Annotated in this window: 23 protein-coding genes; 4 read left to right on the forward strand and 19 right to left on the reverse strand. The window is 74.1% G+C overall.

Annotated elements, in window-relative coordinates; all coding sequences use genetic code 11:
- Positions 1–190: 190 nt before the first annotated feature.
- The 12 genes from deoC to ACWFNE_RS17595 all read right to left on the reverse strand — a co-directional run bounded on the left by deoC (position 191) and on the right by ACWFNE_RS17595 (position 13416).
- Positions 191–859: a deoxyribose-phosphate aldolase gene (deoC, locus tag ACWFNE_RS17540; RefSeq protein ID WP_452123706.1), complete on the reverse strand. Its 669-nt coding sequence runs from the start codon at positions 857–859 to the stop codon at positions 191–193.
- Positions 856–1965: an adenosine deaminase gene (locus tag ACWFNE_RS17545; protein WP_452123707.1), complete on the reverse strand. Its 1110-nt coding sequence runs from the start codon at positions 1963–1965 to the stop codon at positions 856–858. Before ACWFNE_RS17545 ends, deoC begins: the two co-directional genes overlap by 4 nt.
- A 79-nt stretch (positions 1966–2044) precedes the next feature.
- The gene (locus tag ACWFNE_RS17550) at positions 2045–2317 is read right to left on the reverse strand and encodes a hypothetical protein (protein WP_452123708.1); all 273 of its coding nucleotides are present in this window, start codon (positions 2315–2317) and stop codon (positions 2045–2047) included.
- Positions 2318–2433: 116 nt separating this feature from the next.
- Positions 2434–3357, reverse strand: a complete 924-nt coding sequence (locus ACWFNE_RS17555; RefSeq protein WP_452123709.1) for a hypothetical protein — start codon at positions 3355–3357, stop codon at positions 2434–2436.
- Between the two features lie 257 nt (positions 3358–3614).
- Complete coding sequence (locus tag ACWFNE_RS17560; RefSeq protein ID WP_452123710.1) at positions 3615–4904, reverse strand: thymidine phosphorylase; 1290 nt, start codon at positions 4902–4904, stop codon at positions 3615–3617.
- Positions 4901–5323, reverse strand: a complete 423-nt coding sequence (locus tag ACWFNE_RS17565) for a cytidine deaminase (protein ID WP_452123711.1) — start codon at positions 5321–5323, stop codon at positions 4901–4903. The genes ACWFNE_RS17560 and ACWFNE_RS17565 overlap by 4 nt, the downstream gene beginning before the upstream one ends.
- A gap of 8 nt (positions 5324–5331) precedes the next feature.
- Complete coding sequence (locus ACWFNE_RS17570; protein ID WP_452123712.1) at positions 5332–6639, reverse strand: ABC transporter permease; 1308 nt, start codon at positions 6637–6639, stop codon at positions 5332–5334.
- Positions 6636–7862, reverse strand: a complete 1227-nt coding sequence (locus tag ACWFNE_RS17575) for an ABC transporter permease (protein WP_452123713.1) — start codon at positions 7860–7862, stop codon at positions 6636–6638. The genes ACWFNE_RS17570 and ACWFNE_RS17575 overlap by 4 nt, the downstream gene beginning before the upstream one ends.
- Entirely contained in the window at positions 7859–9439 is a 1581-nt protein-coding gene (locus tag ACWFNE_RS17580) for an ABC transporter ATP-binding protein (protein ID WP_452123714.1), read from the reverse strand. Before ACWFNE_RS17580 ends, ACWFNE_RS17575 begins: the two co-directional genes overlap by 4 nt.
- A gap of 206 nt (positions 9440–9645) precedes the next feature.
- Positions 9646–10752 (reverse strand): BMP family lipoprotein, encoded by a 1107-nt coding sequence (locus ACWFNE_RS17585; protein WP_452123715.1) that lies wholly within the window; start codon positions 10750–10752, stop codon positions 9646–9648.
- A gap of 306 nt (positions 10753–11058) precedes the next feature.
- Positions 11059–12252: an amidohydrolase gene (locus ACWFNE_RS17590; RefSeq protein ID WP_452123716.1), complete on the reverse strand. Its 1194-nt coding sequence runs from the start codon at positions 12250–12252 to the stop codon at positions 11059–11061.
- A 24-nt stretch (positions 12253–12276) separates the two neighbouring features.
- The gene (locus tag ACWFNE_RS17595) at positions 12277–13416 is read right to left on the reverse strand and encodes a mannose-1-phosphate guanylyltransferase (protein WP_452123717.1); all 1140 of its coding nucleotides are present in this window, start codon (positions 13414–13416) and stop codon (positions 12277–12279) included.
- 478 nt (positions 13417–13894) lie between these two features.
- Here ACWFNE_RS17595 and sdhC point away from each other — a divergent pair, with 478 nt between their 5' ends.
- The 4 genes from sdhC (at position 13895) to ACWFNE_RS17615 (ending at position 17516) form a co-directional block, all read left to right on the forward strand.
- Entirely contained in the window at positions 13895–14275 is a 381-nt protein-coding gene (sdhC, locus tag ACWFNE_RS17600) for a succinate dehydrogenase, cytochrome b556 subunit (RefSeq protein ID WP_452123718.1), read from the forward strand.
- Complete coding sequence (sdhD, locus tag ACWFNE_RS17605) at positions 14275–14754, forward strand: succinate dehydrogenase, hydrophobic membrane anchor protein (protein WP_452123719.1); 480 nt, start codon at positions 14275–14277, stop codon at positions 14752–14754. Before sdhC ends, sdhD begins: the two co-directional genes overlap by 1 nt.
- A 102-nt stretch (positions 14755–14856) precedes the next feature.
- Positions 14857–16737 carry a succinate dehydrogenase flavoprotein subunit gene (sdhA, locus tag ACWFNE_RS17610; protein WP_452123720.1) on the forward strand — a complete coding sequence of 627 codons (1881 nt, stop codon included), beginning with the start codon at positions 14857–14859 and terminating at the stop codon, positions 16735–16737.
- Positions 16737–17516, forward strand: coding sequence for a succinate dehydrogenase iron-sulfur subunit (locus tag ACWFNE_RS17615; protein WP_034631666.1), 780 nt, complete (start codon positions 16737–16739; stop codon positions 17514–17516). The genes sdhA and ACWFNE_RS17615 overlap by 1 nt, the downstream gene beginning before the upstream one ends.
- 83 nt (positions 17517–17599) lie before the next feature.
- Here ACWFNE_RS17615 and ACWFNE_RS17620 read toward each other — a convergent pair whose 3' ends face one another.
- From ACWFNE_RS17620 to sigE, 7 genes are all read right to left on the reverse strand, one after another.
- Positions 17600–18700, reverse strand: coding sequence for a YihY/virulence factor BrkB family protein (locus tag ACWFNE_RS17620; protein ID WP_452123721.1), 1101 nt, complete (start codon positions 18698–18700; stop codon positions 17600–17602).
- A gap of 55 nt (positions 18701–18755) precedes the next feature.
- Complete coding sequence (locus ACWFNE_RS17625; protein WP_452123722.1) at positions 18756–19322, reverse strand: 2'-5' RNA ligase family protein; 567 nt, start codon at positions 19320–19322, stop codon at positions 18756–18758.
- Positions 19319–20353: a tryptophan--tRNA ligase gene (gene trpS / locus ACWFNE_RS17630; protein ID WP_452123723.1), complete on the reverse strand. Its 1035-nt coding sequence runs from the start codon at positions 20351–20353 to the stop codon at positions 19319–19321. The genes ACWFNE_RS17625 and trpS overlap by 4 nt, the downstream gene beginning before the upstream one ends.
- A gap of 98 nt (positions 20354–20451) precedes the next feature.
- Positions 20452–20853 carry a twin-arginine translocase TatA/TatE family subunit gene (locus ACWFNE_RS17635; protein WP_452123724.1) on the reverse strand — a complete coding sequence of 134 codons (402 nt, stop codon included), beginning with the start codon at positions 20851–20853 and terminating at the stop codon, positions 20452–20454.
- Between the two features lie 39 nt (positions 20854–20892).
- Positions 20893–22281, reverse strand: a complete 1389-nt coding sequence (locus ACWFNE_RS17640; RefSeq protein WP_452123725.1) for a S1C family serine protease — start codon at positions 22279–22281, stop codon at positions 20893–20895.
- Complete coding sequence (locus ACWFNE_RS17645; protein ID WP_452123726.1) at positions 22278–23237, reverse strand: zf-HC2 domain-containing protein; 960 nt, start codon at positions 23235–23237, stop codon at positions 22278–22280. Before ACWFNE_RS17645 ends, ACWFNE_RS17640 begins: the two co-directional genes overlap by 4 nt.
- Positions 23234–23836: an RNA polymerase sigma factor SigE gene (gene sigE / locus ACWFNE_RS17650; protein WP_452123727.1), complete on the reverse strand. Its 603-nt coding sequence runs from the start codon at positions 23834–23836 to the stop codon at positions 23234–23236. Before sigE ends, ACWFNE_RS17645 begins: the two co-directional genes overlap by 4 nt.
- Positions 23837–23879: the final 43 nt, after the last annotated feature.

The raw sequence follows: 23879 nt of genomic DNA on the forward strand, positions 1-23879 counted from the left end.
GGGGGCGCGCCCGCGGGGGCTCACCCTCGCTGACGCCCCCGGCTGCCGTCAATGTCGCGAACGTCCCCCCGCGCGACGTTCACCCGACCGCCGCGTGCGCACGCCTGCGCACGCCACAGAGCCCGCCTGCGCACGCCTGCGCACGCCGCAGTGGCCCGCCGACGGGCGGGCGGGGCCCCCGCGTGCGCGGTCAGTAGGCCGAGTCGGAGGTGAACCCACCGAGCACGGCTGCCGTCCCCGAGAGACCGAGCCGGGTCGCGCCGGCCTCGACCATGGCGACCGCGTCGGCGGTGCTGCGGATGCCGCCCGACGCCTTGACCCCGAGACGCCCGCCGACCGTCGCGGCCATGAGCCCGACCGCGTGCACGCTCGCGCCGCCCGCAGGGTGGAACCCCGTCGACGTCTTCACGAAGTCGGCGCCGGCCGCCTCCGCGGCACGGCACGCGGCCACGATCTCGTCGTCGGTGAGCGCGGCCGACTCGATGATGACCTTGAGCACCGTCGGGGACGGCGCCGCGGCGCGGACCGCGGCGATGTCCGCCTGCACGGCCTCGAACGCCCCCGACTTGGCAGCGCCGACGTCGAGCACCATGTCGACCTCGTCGGCCCCGTCCCGCACCGCGCGCGCGGCCTCGGCGGCCTTGACGTCGCTGTGGTGCTTGCCCGAGGGGAAGCCGACGACCGTCGCGACCTTGAGGCCCTTCGCGTCGAGCGGCAGGAACGACGGCGAGACGCACACCGAGTACACGCCGAGCCGCACGCCCTCCTCGACGAGCGCCTCGACGTCGGCGCGGGTCGCCTCCGGCTTGAGCAGGGTGTGGTCGACGAGCTGGGCGAGTGCGTGGGCGTCGATCGTCATGCGCGGTGCCTTCCGGTGCCGTCGTGCGTGTAGCCCGGGAGGATCGCCCGGTCGATGAGGTCGGCGCGCTCGTCCTGCGGCAGGAACGCGTTCTCGGCCGCGGTGAGCGTCACGTCGCGGATGTCGTCGACGGTCCACCCGGCGTGCTCGACGAGCAGCGCGAGCTCCCGCGTGAGGCTCGTCCCCGACTGCAGCCGGTTGTCGGTGTTGACCGTGACGGCGAAGCCGAGCCGCTTGAGGACGGTCACGGGGTGCTCGGCGACCGAGGCGGCCGCGCCGGTCTGGACGTTGGAGGACGGGCACAGCTCGAGCGGGACCCGCCGGTCGCGGACCCATGCGGCGAGCCGGCCGAGGGTCGCCGCGGCCGGACCGCCGTCCCCGCCCGACGACGGCACCGTGACGTCGTCGAGCACCCGGACGCCGTGCCCGAGGCGCAGCGCGCCGACGCCGAGCGCCTCGGCGATCGAGCCGAGCCCGTCGGCCTCCCCCGCGTGCACGGTCACGGGGAACCACGCGTCGCGCAGCGCCGTGAACGCCGTCGCCAGGCGCGACGCCGGGAACCCCGCCTCGGCGCCCGCGATGTCGAAGCCCACGACTCCGGCGTCACGGTTCGCGAGCGCGAGCGCCGCGACCTCGTCGGCCCGGTCCGCGTGCCGCATCGCCGACAGCAGCGTGCCGATGCGGATCTCCCGGCCCTGGGCCGCCGCCTCGGCGACGCCCTCGGCGAACCCGGCCTGCACCGCGTCGACGACCTGCTGGAGCGTCAGCCCGCCCGTGAGGTGCTGCTCGGGCGCGTAGCGCTGCTCGGCGTAGACCACCCCGTCGGCCGCGAGGTCGACCGCGGCCTCGCGCGCGACCCGGCGCAGCGCGTCCTCGGTCTGCATCACCGCGACCGTGTGCGCGAAGGTCTCGAGGTAGCGCTCGAGGCTGCCCGAGGCCGCCGCGGCGACGAACCAGCGGCCGAGCTCCTCGGGGTCGCTCGCGGGCAGCTCGTGGCCCGCCTCGCGTGCGAGCTCGACGAGCGTGGCCGGCCGGACGCCGCCGTCCAGGTGGTCGTGCAGCAGCACCTTGGGCAGCGCGGCCACCAGGTCGTACGCGGGGGTCATGGCTCCACCGTAGCCGGGCACCGGGCGCACCGAGGACGGCGGGACCCGCACGGGTGAGCGGGCGCCCACCGTCCGGGGGTCAGAGGTACTCGTCGCGCTCGTCGCCCGGGACCTCGGTCACCTGCTCGCTGACGTCGGCCTCGTTCGCGTCGTCGCGCGGGGCGACCCGCGGGGGCGCCGGCACGTACTCCTCGGCCGACGCCGCGTCGGCGCCGGGCGCCGGGGTGTCGAGGCGCAGCTCGTCGTCGACGGGCCGCTCGTCCGCGTCGGCGTGGGCGTCGACGGGGGTGAAGACGTCGGCGGGCAGCAGCCCGGCGTCGCGCGAGGCCTCCTGGCCGGGGACGGTGCTCATGGTGTCCTCCCTGGGGTCGGCGTGCCCGTCCATCGTGACCCGGGCCGCGCACGAGCGCCACCGCCACGCCCCCACCTCGCGGCGTCACCCCACCACGGGCAGGCGCGGCGGCGAGGTCAGGTGCGGACAGGCAGCAGCGCCCAGGCGACGTGCGACCAGCGCCCGAGCGCCTCGAGCGGCCCGTGCGGCACGACGAGGTCGGCCGAGGGCACGTCGTGCACGCGCCCGCTCGACGGCTCGTACACCGCGAACCCCTCGGCGGTGCGCCCCGTGAGCAGCACGACGTGGCGCGGGATCGCGCTCGCCGCCCCGCCCGACAGGTCCCCGCCCGTGTACAGCGGGACGGGGACGCCCCGGTCGAGCGCGCGACCCGCGCGCACCAGGACCCGCGTGACCTCGCTGGGCCGGCTGTCGTCGACGAGCACCGAGCGGTACGCGACGCCCGGGTAGCGCGCGACCCGGGCCGCACCCCACGGCGGCGTGCCGAGCGCGGCGGGCCACGGCAGCAGCCCGAGCACGGCCCGCGCGTTGCTGCGGCGCTTGAGGGCCTCCTGGAGCGCGCCGAAGCGGCCGGCGGGACCGGGCGCGTCGTCCACGTCGCGCAGCTCGGCGGGCTCGTGCCCCACGACGCGCTCGCCCGTGACGAGCCAGTACGCCAGTGTCGGGTCGCCGGCTGCGGCCAGCATCGCGAGGACGGCCGAGCCGCACGTCGTGCCGTCGGTCTGCCGCGCGGCCGCCGTGCCGAGCCGTACGACGTCGCTGCCCCGGGCCGGGGTCAGCGGGCGCTCGACCTGCGCGCGCTCGCGCGCCGGGAGGCCGGCGACCGCGTCGGCGAGGCGTGCGGCTGCCGGGCGCGGTGCTCCGGCCGCGACGGCGCGCGCGACCAGGTCGGCGTGCGCACCGAGGGTGGCCGGGCTCGCGCCGGGAGCTCCGGCGGTCGCGCGGGCGGCACCGGCCCCGCGGGCGGGAGCGGGCGGCACCGGCTGCACGCCGAGGCTCCGGAGCACGGTCGTGAGCTGGAGGTGACGCAGCGCAGGCATCCGGCCAGTCTGCCGCACGCCGGGCGGGGGCGACCCGCCGGTGGCTCCCCCGCGTGCCGGGCGGAGGGCGACCCATCGTGTCGGCTCGCCGCTCACGGGGCGGGGGTGACCCGCCGTAGTGGCTGCCCGCGCGCCGAGCGGCGGCAGCCCGTCGGGGTGGCTGCCCCGCACGCGGCGGACCGGCGCGTGCCGTCACCCCCCGACACGGGCAGCACGACGACACGGCCGGCGTGCTGCCCGTCGCTCAGGCCCGTCGCTCAGGCCTCGATGCGGTCCAGCAGCAGCGTGCGGGGCGTGGCCGCGCCGTCGGGCTCGACCGTCGCGGCCCCGGCGAGCGCCTCGCGTGCCCGCTCGAAGCGCTCCGGGGTGTCGGTGTGCAGCGTGAGCAGAGGCTGCCCGGCGCGCACGGTGTCGCCCGGCCTGGCGTGGAGCTCGACGCCGGCCCCGGCCTGCACCGGGTCCTCCTTGCGCGCCCGCCCCGCACCGAGGCGCCACGCGGCGACGCCGACGGCGTACGCGTCGAGCGAGGTCAGCACCCCGTCGGCGGGCGCGAGCACCTGCTCGGTCTCGCGGGCCACCGGCAGCGGCGCGTCGACGTCACCGCCCTGCGCGGCGATCATCGCGCGCCACACGTCCATCGCCCGGCCGTCGGCCAGCGCGGCCGCCGGGTCCGCGTCGGGGCGGCCCGCGGCGTCGAGCATCTCGCGGGCCAGCGCGACGGTGAGCTCGACGACGTCGGCCGGTCCCCCGCCCGCGAGCACCTCGAGCGACTCGCGGACCTCGAGCGCGTTCCCGGCGGTCAGGCCGAGCGGCGTGGACATGTCGGTCAGCAGCGCCACGGTGCGCACGCCCGCGTCGGTGCCGAGCTCGACCATCGTGCGGGCCAGCTCGCGAGCCCGGTCGGCGTCCTTCATGAACGCGCCCGTGCCGACCTTGACGTCGAGCACGAGCGACCCGGTGCCCTCGGCGATCTTCTTGCTCATGATCGAGCTCGCGATGAGCGGGATCGCCTCGACGGTCCCCGTGACGTCGCGCAGCGCGTAGAGCTTGCGGTCGGCGGGGGCGAGCCCGGCACCGGCCTGGCAGATCACGGCGCCGACGGACTCGAGCTGCGCCATCATCTCGTCGTTCGTGAGCTCGGCACGCCAGCCGGGGATGGCCTCGAGCTTGTCGAGGGTCCCGCCGGTGTGCCCGAGCCCGCGGCCCGAGAGCTGCGGGACGGCGACGTCGAACACCGCGACGAGCGGCGCGAGCGGCAGCGTGATCTTGTCGCCGACCCCGCCGGTCGAGTGCTTGTCGGCCGTCGGGCGCGAGAGCCCGGAGAAGTCCATGCGCTCGCCGCTCGCGATCATCGCGGCGGTCCAGCGCGCGATCTCCGCGCGGTCCATCCCGTTGAGCAGGATCGCCATCGCGAGCGCCGACATCTGCTCCTCGGCCACGACCCCGCGCGTGTACGCGTCGAGCACCCAGTCGATCTGGCCCTCGCTCAGGCGCCCGCCGTCGCGCTTGGTCCGGATGACGTCGACCGCGTCGAAGCCCTCGCTCATGCTGTCCCTCGTTCCACCAGGTCGGCGGGCCCGAACGCGTCCGGGAGCACCTCGGTCATCGGCTTGATGCCGCTCACGGTCTCGACGAGCAGCGTCGGGCCGCCGTGCTCCCACAGGAGCTGACGGCACCGGCCGCACGGCATGAGCGCGTCGCCGTGCGCGTCGACGCAGACGAACGCGACGAGCCGCCCGCCGCCGCTCACGTGCAGCGCGGAGACGAGCGCGCACTCGGCGCACAGCGTCAGGCCGTACGACGCGTTCTCGACGTTGCAGCCGACGACGACGCGGCCGTCGTCCACGAGCGCCGCGACCCCCACGGGGAAGCGGGAGTACGGCACGTAGGCGCGGGTCATGACGTCGAGCGCGGCGGCGCGCAGGGCGTCCCAGTCGATCTCGGGCGCGGTCGGGGTGTCGCTCATCGGCAGGCTCACTTCACGTAGGGGATGCCCTCGGCGGCGGGCGGGCGCACGCGGCCCACGAGGCCGGCGACGGCGAAGATGGTCGCGAGGTACGGGAGCATCGCGAGGAACTGGCTGGGCACGGGCGACCCGAGGTTGCCGAGCACCTGGCGCAGCGAGTCGGCGAAGCCGAACAGCAGCGCTGCGGCGAGCGCCCCCTTGGGGCTCCACCGGCCGAGGATCATCGCCGCGAGCGCGATGTACCCGCGACCCGCGGTGAGCTCCTTGGTGAACGCCAGCCCGGCCGCGACGAGCGCCGCACCGCCGAGGCCCGCGACGGCTCCGCCGAGCACCGTGTTCTTGATGCGCGTGAGGTTGACCGGGATGCCGACGGTGTCCGCCGCCTTCGGGTGCTCGCCGACGGACCGCATGCGCAGGCCCCACCGGCTGCGGAACACCATGACCTGGAGCACCGCGACCACGACGTACATGAGGTAGACGACGATCGAGTGCTCGAACAGCACCGGCCCGACCACGGGGATCTGCGAGAGGAACGGGATCGGCAGCGTGGGCAGGCGCGGCGGGGAGTTCAGGGTCTGCGGGTTCTGCGTGAGCACCGTCGAGAACAGGTAGTTCGTCACGCCGATGACCAGCACGTTGAGCACGACGCCGACGATGATCTGGTCGACGCGGTACCGCACGGCGAACAGCACGAGCCCGAGCCCCACGATCGCCCCCGCGATCGGCGCCGCGATGAGCCCCGTGTACGGGTTGTTCGTGAGGCTGGCGACGACGACCGCGAGGAACGCCCCCGCGAGCAGCTGGCCCTCGATCGCGATGTTGATGATGCCCGAGCGCTCGCACAGCAGGCCCGCGAGCGCGCCGAAGACCAGCGGCACGGACAGGATCAGCGCGCCTGTGAGCAGCACGGTCAGCGGCAGCGCGTTGTCGTTCCCGGCCATGACCCACACCAGGAACGCGACGAGCACGAGGAAGCCGAAGACGACCGGCACCCACGTCGCGACCTTGCGGCGCGCGAGCGTCTCCCGCGTGACCCACGCGGCGAGGGCGAGCGCCAGCACGGACAGGACGACGGCGGTCAGGCGCGACGGCACCGCGAACGGCGCGATGTCCACGAGGTCGCCGCTCGACGCGACGATGAACTTCGTGGTGTCCCCCGCGGGCGTCAGGAGCCCGAAGAAGACCAGGGAGATCAGCGAGACCACCCAGTAGGTGACGGGCCCGCGCCACACGATCTGCGCCTGGACCACGGGGGCCGAGCCGGGCGCGTCGAGCTCGACGGGCTGCGAGGGCTGCGGGTCCGCGACGGTGCTCACGCGTGGGCCTCCTTCTTCTTCGTCGAGCCGGCGATGCCCGCGGCCCAGTGCAGCGCGGAGAACCGGCGCACGAGCGGCGGTGCCGCGATGAGCAGCACGATCGACGCCTGGATGACCTGGACGATGTCGATGGGCGTGCCCGCCGACGACTGCATGAGCGGCGAGCCGGCCCGCAGCGCGCCGAACAGCAGCGCCGCGAGGACCGTGCCGAGCGGCGTGGAGCGGCCGAGCAGCGCGACGGTGATCGCGTCGAACCCGATCGACCCCGCGCTCGACGCCTGGAGCTGCTTGTCCGTGCCGAGGATCTGCGCCGCGCCGCCGAGACCCGCGAGGCCACCGGCGACGAGCATCACGAGCACGAACATGAGGTTGACCCGGATGCCGGCCGTGCGCGCGGCCCGCTGGTTGGCGCCGACCGCCCGGAAGCGGAAGCCGAGCGTCGAGCGCTCGAGGAGCCACCACACCCCGACGGCGGCGAGCAGCGCGAGCAGGAAGCCGGCGTGCAGCCGGAAGCTCGGACCGAGCAGCAGCGGGAGCTGCGCGGTGTCGGCGACCGCGGGCGAGATCGGGCGCGTGCCGCCGCGCCGCAGCAGGCTCGTGGTGAGCAGGTAGGAGATCAGCTGGAACGCGATCGAGTTGAGCATGATCGTGACGATCACCTCGCTGGCCCCGGTCCGGGCCTTGAGGACGCCCGCGATGCCGGCCCACGCGGCACCGGCCGCGATGCCCGCGAGGCACGCGAGCGCGACGTGCACGCCGACCGGGGCGTCGAACGCGATCCCGACGTACGTCGCGGCCGCCGCACCGACGAGCACCTGGCCCTGCGCACCGATGTTGAACAGCCCCGAGCGGAAGCCGACCGCGAGGCCGAGGCCCGCGAAGATCAGCGGCACGGACGCCGTCATGGTCTCGGTGATCGGCCGCACGCGCCGCAGGCCGGTCGCCTGGTAGTCGAAGATCGCGCCGCGGAACAGCGTGGAGTACGCGGCGTACACCGACTCCCAGACCGCCGCGAGGAAGTCGCTCGGCCGGGCGAACAGGTACGCCGCGGTGCGCTGGACGTCCTGGTCCGCCGCGGCCACGAGGACCGACGACGCGACGAGCGCGACGACGATCGCGGTGACGATCAGCAGCCACGAGCTGTCGAGCATCTGCTGGAGGACGCCGGGCCGCTCGTCCTCGTGCTTCGGGGTGGCGGAGGGCGCCACGGGGGTGTCGGTCACGAGAGCTCCTGGTCGGCAGCGGCGTCGGCGTCGGCGAGCGCCGTGTGGTGCTCGGCGGCCTGGACCTGGGCCTGCTGCAGCGGGACACCGGCCATCATGAGGCCGAGGACGTCGCGCGGGGTGCCGGCGTCGACCACGCCGATCACCCGCCCGCGGTACATGACGGCGATCCGGTCGGCGAGCGCGAGCACCTCGTCGAGCTCGGTCGACACGATGATCACGGCCGTGCCGTTGTCGCGCTCCGCGACGATCCGCCGGTGCACGAACTCGATGGACCCGACGTCGAGCCCGCGGGTCGGCTGCGACGCGACGAACAGGCGCAGGGGCCGCGACATCTCGCGCGCGAGGACGACCTTCTGCTGGTTGCCGCCCGAGAGCGTGCTGATCGGGTCCTGCGCCGACGTCATGCGGACGTCGAACTCCTGCGTTCGGGTCGCGGCGTTCTCCGCGACGCGCGCCGGGCTCAGCGAGCCGGCCTTCGCGAACGGCGGCTGCGCGTGCAGGTCGAGGATGAGGTTCTCGGCGATCGAGAAGCTCGAGATGAGCCCGTCGGTGCTGCGGTCCTCGGGGACGAACCCGACGCCGGCGCGGAGCACCTCGTCGACGCTCCGGCCGAGGAGCTCGGTGCCGTCGAGCAGGACCGAGCCGGCGGTCGCGTGCTGCAGCCCGAGGATCGTCTCCGCGAGCTCCGACTGACCGTTGCCCTGCACGCCCGCGATCGCGAGGATCTCCCCGGCGTGCACGTCGAACGAGATGGCGTCGACGACGCGCGTCCCGACCGGGCTGATGACCGTGAGGTCGCGCACCTGGAACGTCGCCTCGCCGGGCTGCGCGGGCGCCTTCTCGACGCCGAGGCTGACGGAGCGGCCGACCATCTGCGACGCGAGCGACGTCTCGGGGTCCTGCGGGCTCGCGGTGCCCACGACCTTGCCGCGGCGGATCACCGTGATCCGGTCGGCGACCGCACGGACCTCGCGCAGCTTGTGCGTGATGAACACGATCGACGTCCCGGCGTCCTTGAGCTGGCGCATGATCGCGATGAGCTCGTCGGTCTCCTGCGGGGTGAGCACCGCGGTGGGCTCGTCGAGGATGAGCACCCGGGCGTCGCGCGAGAGCGCCTTGATGATCTCGACGCGCTGCTGGACACCGACGGGCAGGTCCTCGACGGCGGCGTCGGGGTCGACGTCGAACCCGAAGCGGTCGGAGATGTCCTTGACCCGGCGGCGCGCCTCCGCGAGGTCGATGAGCCGACCGGCGCCGCGCACCGGCTCGTGACCGAGCACGACGTTCTCGGCGACCGTGAAGACGGGGACGAGCATGAAGTGCTGGTGGACCATGCCGATGCCCGCGGCCATCGCCTCGCCGGGCCCGCCGAACGCGACCGGCACGTCGTCGACCAGGATCTCGCCCTCGTCGGGCGTGTAGAGCCCGTAGAGCGTGTTCATCAGGGTGGACTTGCCGGCGCCGTTCTCCCCCAGCAGGGCGTGGATCTCGCCGGGCTCGACCACGAGGTCGATGTGGTCGTTGGCCACAAGCGCACCGAAGCGCTTGGTGATGCCCCGTAGCTCGAGCTTCACGTGGACACCGCTCCTTCGTCTGGTCCTGGGTGCACCCTAGCCACGGTGTGGCCTCGTGCAGCGGTGGCGGGCCGGTGCGGGCGAGCCCGGACGTCGCCCGGCACCCGCCCGCACGGCGCGCAGGCCGATGGCCCGGGCAGGTGCGCTCCCCGGGCCATCGGTCCGTGCTGCGGTGCGTGTCGTGCGGTGGTGCTGCTGGTGCTGCGTCAGCTGGTCGCGCTCTTCGACTCGACGACCAGGTCGCCTGCGATGATCTGCTCGCGCAGCTCGTCGATCTTCGACTGCAGGTCCGCCGGGACGGTGTCCTCGAAGTCGTGCAGCGGGGCGATGTCGACGCCGCCGTTCTCGAGCGTGCCGACGTACGGCTCGGAGGAGAAGTCGCCGTCGACCGCGGCCGAGACCGTGTCGAACACCGAGGTGCCGATGAGCTTGATGACCGAGGTCAGCAGCAGCGACTTGTACTGCTCGTTCGACGCCTGCTCGTAGCCGTCCGAGTCGACCCAGATGACGGAGACGCCCTCGGCCTGGCTCGCGGCGTTGAGCGCACCGGCGCCCACGGGGCCCGCGACGGGCAGGATGACGTCGGCGCCCGACGCGATGAACTGCTCGGTCGTGGTGCGGCCGGCCTCGGTGTCGGAGAAGTTCCCGATCATCGAGCCGTCCTGCGCCTCCTTGTCCCAGCCGAGGACCTTGACGGCCGTGCCGTTGTCCTCGTTGTACTTCGCGACGCCGTCCACGAAGCCGTCCATGAAGATCGTCACGGACGGGAACGGCTGACCGCCGAACGTCGCGACGGTGCCGGTCTTCGAGGTGCCCGCGGCGAGGTAGCCGGCGAGGAACGCGGCCTCCTGCGTGTTGAACAGCAGCGGCTTGGCGTTCTCGAGCTCGACGGGTGCGAACGACTCGTCGGAGAACGCGCTGTCGACGAGCGCGAAGTGCAGGTCGGGGTTCGCCTCGGCGGCCGCCTGGATGGCGTCCTCGAGCGCGAAGCCGACGCCGATGATGAGGTCGCAGCTCTCCTGGACCATCGAGTCGACGTTGGCCGTGTACTGGCCGGGGTCGGACGACTCGGCGGAGCGGATCTCGATCCCGAGCTCGGACTCGGCGCGCTCGAGGCCCTCGAAGCCCGACTGGTTGAACGACGCGTCGTCGAACCCGCCCTCGTCCGAGACCATGCAGGCCTTGAAGTCGACGCCCTCGGCGGCCGTCGTCTCACCGGTGCTGGGCGTCTCCTCCTCGGGCGCGCTGGCGCACGCGGCGAGCGTGAGGGCAAGGGCCCCGCTGAGGGCGGCCACACGGATCATCTTCTTCACGCGACACTCCTGGTTCTCGTCGTTCGTCGGGGCCCGCGGGGCGGTCGTGCCCGGCGCGACGGTGCGACGGGCACGGACGATGCTGCCCGACGTCCATGCCCGCACAGTAGGCGGGCGCTGGTGACGGGAGTGTTACCGGCGGGTACGACCGGGGGTTCCGTTACCCACTTGGAACATTCGCTCACCGGATGGGACGACGCGTCCCGCACGGCGGACTCACCCGGACGGGGGCCCGGCGAGCACGGATCGCGCACCGAGCGCCTGGCTCGCCGCTCGCGCGGTACCCGCTCCGCCGGCCCGACGAGCCTAGGGCCGCCCGGCGAGGAGCGCAGCCCGCGCGAGCACCAGCGCCGCGACGTCGATCGCGCGCTCGTCGACCACGAGGTCGCCCTGGTGGATGTCGTAGGTGTGGCCGCCGGGCGTGCGGGTGCCGAGCCGGGCCATCGCCCCCGGGATCTTCGTGAGGTACCAGGCGAAGTCCTCGCCGCCGAGCGACTGCTCGGTCAGCACGACCGAGTCCTCGCCGATGACGTCGAGCGCGGCCGCCTCCAGGATGCCCGTGCTGCGGGCGTCGTTCTCGACCGGCGGGACGCCGCGCTGGTGCCGCACCTCGACCTCGACGTCGAACGGCGCGACCAGCTGCCGCACGGCGTCCTGGAACACGCGCGACGCGAGCTCCCAGGCGCGCACGTCGAGGCAGCGGAGCGTCCCGCGCACCGTGCCGCTCGACGGGATGGCGTTGTGCGCCGAGCCCGCCCCGACCATCCCCCACGTGAGGTTGACGCCCGAGCGCGGGTCGAGCCGCCGGCCGAGGACCGCGGGGACGCCCGTGATGACCTGGCCGAGCGCGAAGACGACGTCACCTGTGAGGTGCGGGCGCGACGTGTGCCCGCCGCCGCCCGTGATCGTCACCGTGACCTCGTCGGACGCCGACGTGATCGGGCCGATCCGAGTGCCGACGTGGCCCACGTCGGTCTTGGGGTCGCAGTGCACCCCGAAGATGCGCCCGACCCCGTCGAGCCCGCCCGCCGCGATCACGTCGAGCGCGCCGCCGGGCTGCACCTCCTCCGCCGGCTGGAAGATCAGCCGGACACCGGTCGGCAGGTCCCCGGACTCCGCGAGCTGCGCGAGCACGAGCCCGGCGCCGAGGACGCCCACGGTGTGCACGTCGTGTCCGCACGCGTGCGCGACGCCCGGGACCGTCGACGACCATGGCGTGCCGCAGCGGTCCTGCACCGGGAGCGCGTCGATGTCGGCGCGCAGCGCGATGCGACGACGCCCGGTCGTGACCGCACCCGGCCCGATGTCGCAGACCAGGCCCGTGCCGGGCAGCAGGTGCGGCTCGAGCCCCGCGGCGCGCAGCCGGTCCGCGACGACCTTCGTCGTGCGCTGCTCGGTGCGCCCCAGCTCGGGGTGCGCGTGCAGGTCACGGCGGATCTCGAGGAGCTCGTCGTGCAGGGGCGCGAGGCGCGGGATCAGGTCGGAACGGTCGTCAGGCACGCCTTCGAGCGTAGTCGCGCGTGCTCAGAGGAGATCCTCGCGTCCGCGGGAGCGCCACCCGTCGACCGCCGACTTCACCGCCTGGGCGTGCGCGCGGGTCGTGACGAGCAGCGCGTCGGGGGTGTCGACGACGACGGCGTCCGGGACCCCGATCACCGTGACGGAGCGGGACGCGCCGCCGAGCACGAGCGTCCCGGGGGCGTCGATCCGCAGCACCCCGGCGTCGTCGCCGAGCGTGCGCGAGCCGTCGTGCCCGCCCTCGGCACCCGCGCCGGCCGGGGCCGCGAGGAGGGGACGCAGCGAGGCGAAGTCGCCGACGTCGTCCCACGTGAAGTCGCCGGGGACGACCGCGACGCCGCCGGCCGCCGCCACGGGCTCGGCGATCGCGTGGTCGATCGCGATCTTCGTCAGGCCCGGCCACGTGCGCCCGAGGACCTCCGCGCGGTCCGGCGCGTCCCACGCGCGGGCGATCTCGCGCAGCCCGTCGTGCAGCGTCGGGAGCTGGGCGGCGAGGTGGTCGAGCAGCACCCGGGCCCGCACGAAGAACATCCCGGCGTTCCAGCGGTAGTCGCCCGTCGCGAGGTAGGCAGCGGCCGTCTCGGCGTCGGGCTTCTCCGTGAAGCCCGCGGCGTGCCGCGCGCTCGGGGCGCCCTCGACGCCGAGCGGGTCCGCCGAGCGCACGTAGCCGAACGCCGTGGACGGCTCGGTGGCCGCGATGCCGACCGTGACGACGTACCCGGCCTGCGCCGCCGCGACGCCCTCGCGCACCGTCCGCTCGAACTCCTCGGCGCCGTCGATGACGTGGTCGGCCGCGAACGAGCCGAGCACGACGTCCTCGCCGTGCCGCTCGAGCAGCACCGCGGCGGCGAGACCGATCGCGGCCATGGAGTCGCGCGGGGACGGCTCGGCGAGCACGTCGGCGGACCCGAGCTCGGGCAGCTGCGCGGACACCGCCGCGGCGTGCCGCTCACCCGTGACGACGAGGACGCCGCCCGGGCCCGTGAGGGGCAGCAGACGGTCGACGGTGCCCTGCAGGAGGGTGCGCCCCGTCCCGGTCAGGTCGAGCAGGAACTTCGGCGCCCCGGCCCGCGACAGCGGCCACAGACGGGTGCCGGCGCCGCCGGCCGGGACGACGGCGTGGAAGTGGGCGACAGGGCTGGTCATCCGGCCAGGGTACCGAGCCGGGGAGGTCGCCCCGCCACGCCGTCCGGGCGCCCGCCCGCCCACCCCGGACGCGTGCCCGACGACGGCCCGACGGCCCGCGCCGTGCGCCGAAGGACCCCGAGCGCCTCCTCGTCCGCGGGCGCCTCGAGACGAGCCCCGCGCCGACGCCGTGGCCGGCGCCGCACCGCGCACGGCTCGCCCCCGGGCAGGCTCACCGTCGTCCGCCGCGGCGGCACCTACGGCACGCGCCGCTGCGGCGCGGCGGCGTCCCGGAGTGTGGACTTGCTCACAAAGTGTCATCACGAGGGCCCGACGGCCCCCGCGTGGGGCTGCGGCGTGGGAACGGGTCACTAAGGTGGGTGACGAACGGACACCGTCGTCGGACCGCGTCGTCAGAGCTGCTGCCGGGACCGGCAGCCAGCGCTGAACCCGAGCGGCTGGCTCGTGTCGTCGACCTGACTGTCAGGAGGCCTTCCCCGTGCCCACCGCACCGGCCGGAACGCTCTACCGAGGGCGTGAGGGCATGTGGTCGTGGGTCGCGCACCGCGTGACCGGCGTCCTGATCTTCTTCTTCCTCCTCGTGCACGTGCTCGACACGTCGCTCGTGCGCGTCTCCCCGGAGGCGTACAACGCCGTCATCGGGACGTACAAGAACCCGATCATGGGGCTCGGCGAGGCCGGGCTCGTCGCGGCGATCGTGTTCCACGCGTTCAACGGCCTCCGGATCATCCTCGTCGACTTCTGGGACAAGGGCGCCAAGTACCAGCGCGTCCTCCTGTGGGTCGTGCTCGGCCTGTTCGTGGTGACCATGGCCGGCTTCCTGCCGCGCCACCTGATGCACGTCTTCGGGGGCGAGTGATGACGACGACCACGCCGATCCCGGCCCCCCGCTCGTCGGGCGGCCCCACGATCGTCCCGACGGTCTCGCGCAACCGGCGCACCACGCGCGGCAACACCGAGCTGTACGGCTGGCTGTTCATGCGCGTCTCGGGCGTCGTCCTGGTCGCGCTGATCTTCGGCCACCTGTTCGTGAACCTCGTCGCCGGCGAGGGCATCACCGCGATCGACTTCGGCTTCGTCGCCGGCAAGTGGTCCTCGCCGTTCTGGCAGACCTGGGACCTGCTCATGCTGTGGCTCGCGATGATCCACGGGACCAACGGCGTGCGCACGATCATCAACGACTACGCGGAGCGTGACGGCACCCGCCTCGTGCTCAAGCTCGCGCTGTACACGGCGTTCGTCGTCGTGGTCGTGCTCGGCACGCTCGTCATCTTCACGTTCGACCCGTGCCCGGCGAACAGCCCCGCGGACCTGCTGCCCTCGTTCTGCACCGCCTGACGGACGCCCTCGCGCCACGGCACCTGCCGCGGCACGCGCGCGCCGCCGACGGGCCCCCTCTCGCCACCCGGCCCGACTCCCACACAGGAGGCATCGACACCGATGCAGACCCATCAGTACGACGTCGTCATCGTCGGTGCCGGCGGCGCGGGCATGCGTGCCGCGCTCGAGTCCTCCGACCGGGCCCGCACGGCCGTCATCTCCAAGCTCTACCCGACGCGCTCCCACACGGGTGCCGCGCAGGGCGGCATGTGCGCCGCCCTCGCGAACGTCGAGGAGGACAACTGGGAGTGGCACACGTTCGACACCGTCAAGGGCGGCGACTACCTCGTCGACCAGGACGCGGCCGAGGTCATGGCCAAGGAGGCCATCGACGCGGTGCTCGACCTCGAGAAGATGGGCCTGCCGTTCAACCGCACGCCCGAGGGGCGGATCGACCAGCGCCGGTTCGGCGGGCACACCCGCAACCACGGTGAGGCCGCGGTGCGCCGCTCCTGCTACGCCGCGGACCGCACGGGCCACATGATCCTGCAGACGCTGTACCAGCAGTGCGTCAAGAACGACGTCGAGTTCTTCAACGAGTTCTACGTCCTCGACATCCTGCTCTCGCACGACCTCGTGGGCGGCGAGGTGTCCGACGGCGAGGACGTCGCCGTGAGCGGCGTCGTGGCCTACGAGCTCGCGACCGGCGAGATCCACCTGTTCCGCGCCAAGTCCGTCGTGCTCGCGACCGGCGGCGCCGGGAAGATCTACAAGACGACGTCGAACGCCCACACGCTCACCGGCGACGGCATGGCGCTCGCGTACCGCCGCGGGATCCCGCTCGAGGACATGGAGTTCTTCCAGTTCCACCCGACCGGTCTCGCAGGCCTCGGCATCCTCCTCTCGGAGGCCGCGCGCGGCGAGGGCGGCATCCTGCGCAACGGCGAGGGCGAGCGCTTCATGGAGCGCTACGCGCCGACGATCAAGGACCTCGCCCCGCGCGACATCGTCGCCCGGTCCATGGCGAACGAGGTCCGCGAGGGCCGCGGCGCCGGCCCCAACAAGGACTACGTGCTGCTCGACCTCACGCACCTCGAGCCGGCGCACATCGACGCCAAGCTCCCGGACATCACCGAGTTCGCGCGCACCTACCTCGGCATCGAGCCCTACACCGAGCCCGTGCCCGTGTACCCCACCGCGCACTACGCGATGGGCGGCGTCCCGACCAACATCGAGACCGCCGTGCTGCGCAACAACACCGACTTCGTGCGCGGCCTGTTCGCCGCCGGCGAGGTCGCGTGCGTGTCGGTGCACGGCTCGAACCGCCTGGGCACCAACTCGCTGCTCGACATCAACGTGTTCGGCAAGCGCGCCGGCCTGGCCGCGGCGTCCTACGCCTCGACGGCCGGCTGGGTCGACGTCCCCGAGGACCCCGAGACCGGCGTGGTCGCCGAGCTCGAGGAGATGCGAGCCCGCGCCGTCGGGGACCGCGTCGCCGACGTGCGCCGCGACCTGCAGCAGACGATGGACGCGAACGCCCAGGTGTTCCGCACCGAGGAGTCGCTCGTCCAGGCGCTGCAGGACGTGCGCGCCCTCCAGGCCCGCTACCGGAACGTCTCGGTCCAGGACAAGGGCCGCGCGTACAACACCGACCTGCTCGAGGCGCTCGAGCTCGGCTTCCTGCTCGACATCGCCGAGGTCGTCGTCGTGGGTGCCCTCAACCGCCAGGAGTCGCGCGGCGGGCACTTCCGGGAGGACTTCCCGGCGCGCGACGACGCGGCGTACATGCAGCACACGATGGCCTACCGTCGCCCTCCCGGCACCGCGGCGCCGTCGTCGCCCGTGAGCAGCGACGCCGCTGCCGCCGTCGCCTCGACGACCCGGTCCGGCGACCTCACCCCCGGCGGACCCGGTTCGTCCGCGCCGGGCACCTACGACGTCGCGCTCGGGTACAAGCCCGTGGTCGTGACCCGCTACCAGCCGATGGAGCGCAAGTACTGATGACGACTCAGCTCGACGACTCCCCCGGCACCTCGTCGACGCCGGACACCAAGGTCGGCGCGATCCCGAGCTTCGACGTGACGCTCAAGATCCGCCGCTACACGCCCGAGACGCACGGCGACGAGGCGTACTGGCAGGAGTTCACGGTCACGGTGCACGGCACCGACCGCCTCCTCGACGCGCTGCACAAGGTCAAGTGGGACCTCGACGGCTCGCTGACGTTCCGCCGCTCGTGCGCGCACGGCGTCTGCGGCTCCGACGCGATGCGGATCAACGGTCGCAACCGGCTGGCGTGCAAGACCCTGCTCAAGGACCTCAACCCGAGCAAGCCGATCACGGTCGAGCCCATCAAGGGCCTGCCGGTGATCAAGGACCTCGTGGTCGACATGGAGCCGTTCTTCGCGTCCTACCGCGAGATCATGCCGTTCCTCATCACGACCGGGAACGAGCCGACCAAGGAGCGCCTGCAGTCGGCCGCGGAGCGCGAGCGGTTCGACGACACCACGAAGTGCATCCTGTGCGCCGCGTGCACGTCCTCGTGCCCCGTGTTCTGGACCGACGGGCAGTACTTCGGCCCCGCCGCGATCGTCAACGCGCACCGGTTCATCTTCGACAGCCGCGACGAGGGCGGCACGCAGCGCCTCGAGATCCTCAACGACAAGGAGGGCGTCTGGCGCTGCCGGACGACCTTCAACTGCACCGAGGCGTGCCCGCGCGGCATCGAGGTCACGAAGGCGATCAAGGAGGTCAAGCGCGCGATGATCACCCGCGCGTTCTGACCGCACGACTCACCACGACGGCCCCGCCCGGGCGGCTCACCACCACGAGCGCCCGGCGCGGGGCCTCGTGCGTGCGGGCCGGGTCAGCGTCTCGCAGCGGCGGCGGCGGCTGCGGCGGCCGTCCGGTCGCGCCGCGGCGACGCGGCCGCCGGTGCACCCTCGCTGCCCGACGCGGGCTCCTCGGGGCCGTCGGGCGCCGCCTCCACCAGCGGCGGGTCCGCGGTCCAGGCGGCGGCGAGCAGCACGATGCGCGCGATCAGGTTGATCCACACGAGCAGGGTCACGATCACGGTGAACGACGCGAACAGCGCGTTGCGGCCGACGCTGCCCGCCACCACCGACGTCCCGAGGAGGCGCACCACGCCGATGCCGGTCGCGGCGATCAGCGCACCCCGACCCAGGTCGACCCAGTCGGGCCGCTGCCCCGCGAGCACGTACACGAGCAGCAGGAACGTCGCGGCGTCGACCACGAACGCGACGGCGACCCCGATGACCCGCACGACGACCGCGCCCGACTCCTCGACACCCACGAGCGCGAGGAGCCAGTCCGCCGCCGTGGTGACGCCGACGGTCAGGACGGCCGAGAGCAGCACGATGAACGCCATCCCGGCGAACCCGACGATCTCGCGCAGCTTGCCCGTGACGATGTTGCCCTGGCTCTCACCGAGCGTGTCGAACATGGCGCGGACCGCCGTGCGCAGCGCGGCCACGGCGGCCGTGGCGCTGACGAGCAGCACGACGACCGCGATCACCCCCGTGATGCTCAACCCGGCGTCCAGGACGAGGTCCTCGGGCTTCACGAGCCCCTCGCCGTCGCCGGTGTCGACGAGGCCCGGGAACGTCCCGGCCACGGCCGCCAGCACGTCGTCGCGCAGATCGACGTTGCTGCCGAGGACCGCCATGAAGATCGTGTAGCCGATCGTGAGACCGGCGAACACGGAGAACAGCGCGGCGTACGCGATGCCCCCGGTCAGCACTCCCCCACCGGCGGCGGAGAAGCGCGCGAGCGTCCGTGCGGCGCGCGTGTGCTGCCACCACGTGAACAGGGCCTTCGCCCGGGCCAGGATGCTCTGCTTGACCCGCTCGCCGCGCCGCAGCCCGGCTGCCACGTCCGCCGGGTCCGTGACCGCAGCGTGCGCCTTCCCGGCCCCCCGAGGGACGCCGGCCTCGTCGGGGCTCACCATGGTCCGACCCTAGGAGCAGGACGACCGCCCGGCATCCCCACGGCCCGAGGGGAGCTCAGCCCGCCGCGGACGCCGCAGGTGCCCGTCGCGCGAGCGCGAAGTCGCGCACCGGGCGCCACACCTCGTCGTCGCCGTGCTCGAACGACTGGATCGTCGCGACCTCGAACGACGCGTCGAAGTCGACGAGCTCGTCGAACGCCCGGTCGAGGCTCGCGTCCGGGACCTCGTGCGCGACCGTGACGTGCGGGTGGTAGTTGAACCGCAGCTCCTGCGCCAGCGGCCCCGAGCGGACGTCGCGCTCGAGGCCCTCGCAGCCGGCGATGCCGTCGACCACCTGCACGAACACCACGGGCGACACCGGCCGGAACGTCCCCGTGCCCCGCAGGTGCACCAGGAACGGCTCGTGCCGCGCCGCGACCCGGGTCAGGTGCTCCTCGACGAGTGCGACGTCCGCGAGGTCCACGACCGTCGGCCCGAGCAGTGTGATGTGCGGCGGGATGAGCGGCGCGGCCGGGTCACCGAAGCGCCCGCGCGCGGCCTGCAGCTCGGGACCGAACGGCGCGGGCACCGTGATCGCGACACCGATGCGGACCTGGTCCTCGGTGCGCGGCGGCAGCCTCACGCGCGCACCCGCACCCGCCGGCGGAGCAGCCCCGAGCGGTCGTAGATGCGCTCGAGCGTCGAGCGGGCGAGGTCCTGGGCACGCTCCGCGCCGTCGGCGAGCACCTCGTCGAGCGTCGCCGGGTCGGCGAGGTAGCCGTTCGCGCGCTCCTGGAACGGCTGCAGGAAGTCGACGACCACCTCGGCGAGGTCCTTCTTCAGGTCGCCGTAGCCGCGGCCCGCGTACTCGGCCTCGATCGTGGGGACGTCCCGGCCCGTGAGCGCCGAGTAGATCGTCAGCAGGTTCGCGATGCCGGGCTTGGCCTCGGGGTCGAACCGGATCTCGCGCTCCGCGTCCGTCACCGCCGAGCGGATCCGCTTCGCGACGACCTTGGGGTCGTCGAGCAGCTCGATGATGCCGTTCGGGTTCGCCGACGACTTGCTCATCTTCGCCGTCGGCTCCTGCAGGTCGTAGATCTTCGCCGTCGCGCGCACGATGTGCGCCTCGGGGACGACCGCCGTCCCGGCGCCGAACCGGGCGTTGAGGCGCTGCGCGAGGTCACGCGTGAGCTCGAGGTGCTGGCGCTGGTCCTCGCCCACGGGCACGAGGGCCGTGTCGTACAGCAGGATGTCCGACGCCATGAGGACCGGGTACGTGAACAGGCCCACGGTCGTGCCCTCGGCGCCGTAGCGCCCGGACTTGTCCTTGAACTGGGTCATCCGGCCGGCTTCGCCGAAGCCCGTGTGGCACGACAGGATCCACGCGAGCTCCGCGTGCTCGGGGACGTGCGACTGCACGAACAGGATCGACCGCGCGGGGTCGACACCGGCCGCGAGGTACTGCGCGGCCGTCCTGCGCGTCCGGTCACGCAGCACCGCCGGGTCGGGCGACACCGTGAGCGCGTGCAGGTCCACGACGCAGTAGAGCGCGTCGTACGACTCCTGCAGCGCGACCCACTGGGTCAGCGCGCCGAGGTAGTTGCCGAGGTGGAGCGAGTCGGACGTGGGCTGCATCCCCGAGAAGATGCGTGCTCGCTGCGTCGCAGAAGACATGGCGCCATTCTGTCAGGCGCGGAGCCGTGCTGAGGCCCAGGACGGGCCGGTCGCCGGCCCCGGCGGACCGGCCGAGCCGCGGGGACCGCCCGGACGGCTCAGGTGGCCTCGTCGTCGAACGGTGCGGGCTCCCCGGCCCGCAGGTCGGCGGCCGGACGTGCGCCGCGCGCCGTCGAGCCGTTGCGCGCCGCGTACGCCGCCGCCGAGCCGGCGACCGCACCGGGACGCTCGCCGCGGCCGGGCGTCACGTCGTCGAGCAGCGCCTCGCGGACGATGCGGCGCGGGTCGTACCGGCGGGGGTCGAGCGCCGCCCAGTCGACGTCCCGCACCTCGTCGCCGAGCTCCTCGTCGACGCGCTCCTTGGTGTCGCGCAGGAACACGCGCGCACGCCGCGCCCACCGGCCGAGCTGCTCGGCGTACGCGGGCAGGCGCTCCGGCCCGATGACGAGGACGGCGACGATGAGCAGGACGATGAGCTCGCCGCCGTTGATGTCGAACACGGGCTCAGGCTACCCCTGCGCCGCGGACCGGTCGCCGGCTCACTCCGGCGCCGACTCGTCGAGCACGACCCGCACGTCGCGCTCCTCCGAGCCGGTGCGCACGCGCAGCACGATCGTCTCGCCGGGGGTCTTCGCGCGGATCGCGACGATCAGCTCGTCGGGCTCCGTCACGGGCCGGCCGTCGATCGCGACGATCACGTCGCCGCGGCGGATCCCCGCACGGTCCGCGGGTCCGCGCGGCGTCACCGGCGGGGTGTCGCCCCGCTGCTCCGTGGCGACCTGCACGCCCTCGCCGGTGTACGCCTGGTCGAGCAGGACCCCGATGATCGGGTACGTCGCCGCGCCGGTCTCGATGAGCTGCTCGGCGGTGCGCCGGGCCTGGTTCGACGTGATGGCGAAGCCGAGACCGATGCTGCCCCCGGCCGAGCTCAGGGCGCCGGGTGGCTGCGCGATCGCCGAGTTGATGCCGACGACCTCGCCCGCCGCGTTGACCAGGGGGCCGCCCGAGTTGCCGGGGTTGATCGCGGCGTCGGTCTGGATCGCGTTGATGAACGCGGTCTCCTGCTCGCTGCCGGCGGACACCGGGCGGTTGAGCGCGCTCACGATGCCGGTCGTCACGGTGCCCTCGAGGCCCAGCGGCGCGCCGATCGCGATGACCGGGTCGCCCACCACGACGTCGTCGGAGTCCCCGAGCACGAGCGGCACCAGCCCGGACCGCTCGACCTTGAGCACCGCGATGTCGTACTCCGGCGTCCGCCCGACGATCGTCGCCGGCTCCTCGCTGCCGTCGGCGAACAGCACGCTCGTCGTCGCCCCGGCCGTCGCGCCGGACTCGACGACGTGGTTGTTGGTCAGGATGTAGCCGTCCTGGCGGAGCACGAGCCCGGAGCCGGTCGCGGTCCCGTCCGCGCCGACGACCTCGATCGACACGACGCTCGGCAGCACGGTCGCCGCGACGCCCGCGACGCTGTCCGGCGCACGGTCCCCGGCGCCCGTCCCGACGGCGGCGGGCAGCCCGGCGTCGGCGACCTGGCCGTCGTCGAGCAGCCGCGGCGCGAGGATGCCCCCGGTCGCCCCGGCCAGCAGCGCGATCACGGCGAGGGCCACGGCCCACCCGAACGAGAGGCTGCGGCGGCGCGCGGGGCGCTCGGGCGTGTCCCGCGGCGGCTCGGGCAGCGGCCCGGGGAAGCCGCCCTGCCAGGCACCGGGCTGCGGGGCACGGCCGGACGGCGCACGGAACGGGGCCGTGCCCGGCGCACCGTAGGGCGAGGCGCCGTAGGCGGACGCACCGGTGGGTGCTCCGTAGGCCGGTGCGGCGTACGGGGACGGCGCCGGGGCGGGTGCGGCGGGGCGGGCGGGCTGCGCGGGTGCCGGCGACGCGAACGACGGCGGCGCGAACGGGTTCACGGGCTGCTCGGGCGACGTCATCGGTTCAGGAGCGCTTCGGTCACGGTGTCCCATCCTCGGGTGATGCGGGCCGGCACCCCGTCGTCGAAGCCCTCGCCCGGGAACTCGGCGACGACCGACTCGACGTCGCGCGACGTGCTCGACGAGACGACCTCGACCACGGTGTCGCCCGACTGCCAGGCAGCGTGCCACGGATGCGTCGACAGGACGTAGACCGTCCGGTCGCCGAGCGTCCGGTGGGTCGCACCCTCGAGCGCGGCGACGTCGAGGCGTCCGTGCTGCTCGGTCACGACGACCGTGCCGCCGGGCCCGGAGAGGTCGATCTCCACGGTGTCCCGTGCGTCGAGGCGCACCGCCGTCACGTCCCAGCCGGACGGCAGCTCGACCGGGCACGTCCACCCGCTCTCGCGCAGGCGCTCGAGCTGGTCGACCGTCGACGGGGCCGCGGCGGGCGTACCCCGGGTCAGCGCGGCCCCGGCGAAGCGCTGCGTGCCGGGGGTCGCCTCACCGAGGAGGCTCAGGGCCTGCGCCGGGTGGCTGGACGGCACGACGGGCGGCCGGTCGCCGAGCGCGAAGAGCATCGCGGCGACGGCCCCGACACCCGCGAGCGAGCCGGCGGCGATGCGGGCACCGGACCTGCGCCGCTCCAGGTCGCCGGTGAGGGTGCGCGGGTGACCGGTCAGGCGCGACCCGCCCGCCGGCGTCGGGCTCGCCGGGCCCGGGGACGCGAACGGGTCACAGCGCTGCGCGGGGGCGCGCGGCGGGGTGGTCGGCGCGAGCGAGAGCAGGCGCGCGGTCAGGTCGGCGGTCGGTGTCACGTCGTCCGCGGCGGCGAGCGCCCGGCGTGCGGCCCGGGCTGCCGCGAGCTCCCCGGCGCACTGCGGGCACGTCGCGACGTGCGCGAGCGCACGCTCGGCCGCGGCCGGCGCGAGCTGCCCGTCGGCCAGGGCGCTGATACGCGAACCCAGGTGGCTCACGGTGCCCCGACCCGCTCGGCCGAGCCTCCCACCGGCTCCGCCGCGCCCTCGTCGTGCGCCAGCGGGGCGCGGTCCTGCAGCGCGACGCGCAGCCGCGCGCGGGCCCGGTGGATGCGCGAGCGCACGGTGCCCATCTTGATGCCGAGGGTCACCGCGATCTCCTCGTACGACAGCCCCTCGATGTCGCACAGCACGACGGCGGCGCGGTAGTCGGGCGGCAGGTCGTCGAGCGCGCGCTGCACGTCGTAGTCGAGGTTGCCGTGCTCGAACGCGCGCTCGGGCGCGTGCGGGCCCTCGACCGCCGCGGGGAAGCGGTCGGCGTCGTCGCCCATCGCGTCCATCCGGATGCGCTGCTTGCGGCGCACCTGGTCCAGGAACAGGTTCGTGGTGATGCGGTGCAGCCAGCCCTCGAACGTCCCCGGCGTGAAGCTCGACAGCGAGCGGAAAACCCGGACGAAGACCTCCTGCGTCAGGTCCTCCGCGTCGTGCTGGTTGCCCGTGAGCCGGTACGCGAGGCGGTACACGCGTGCGGAGTGCACACGGACGATCTCCTCCCAGGACGGAGCCACCCACGGCTCGTCGGGGGTGGTGGTCGTCATGCGGTTCCTCTCGTCGTCCTGGAGACCCAGTGTCCCAGGACCG

It is taken from the genome of Cellulomonas sp. NPDC055163, assembly GCF_053607065.1.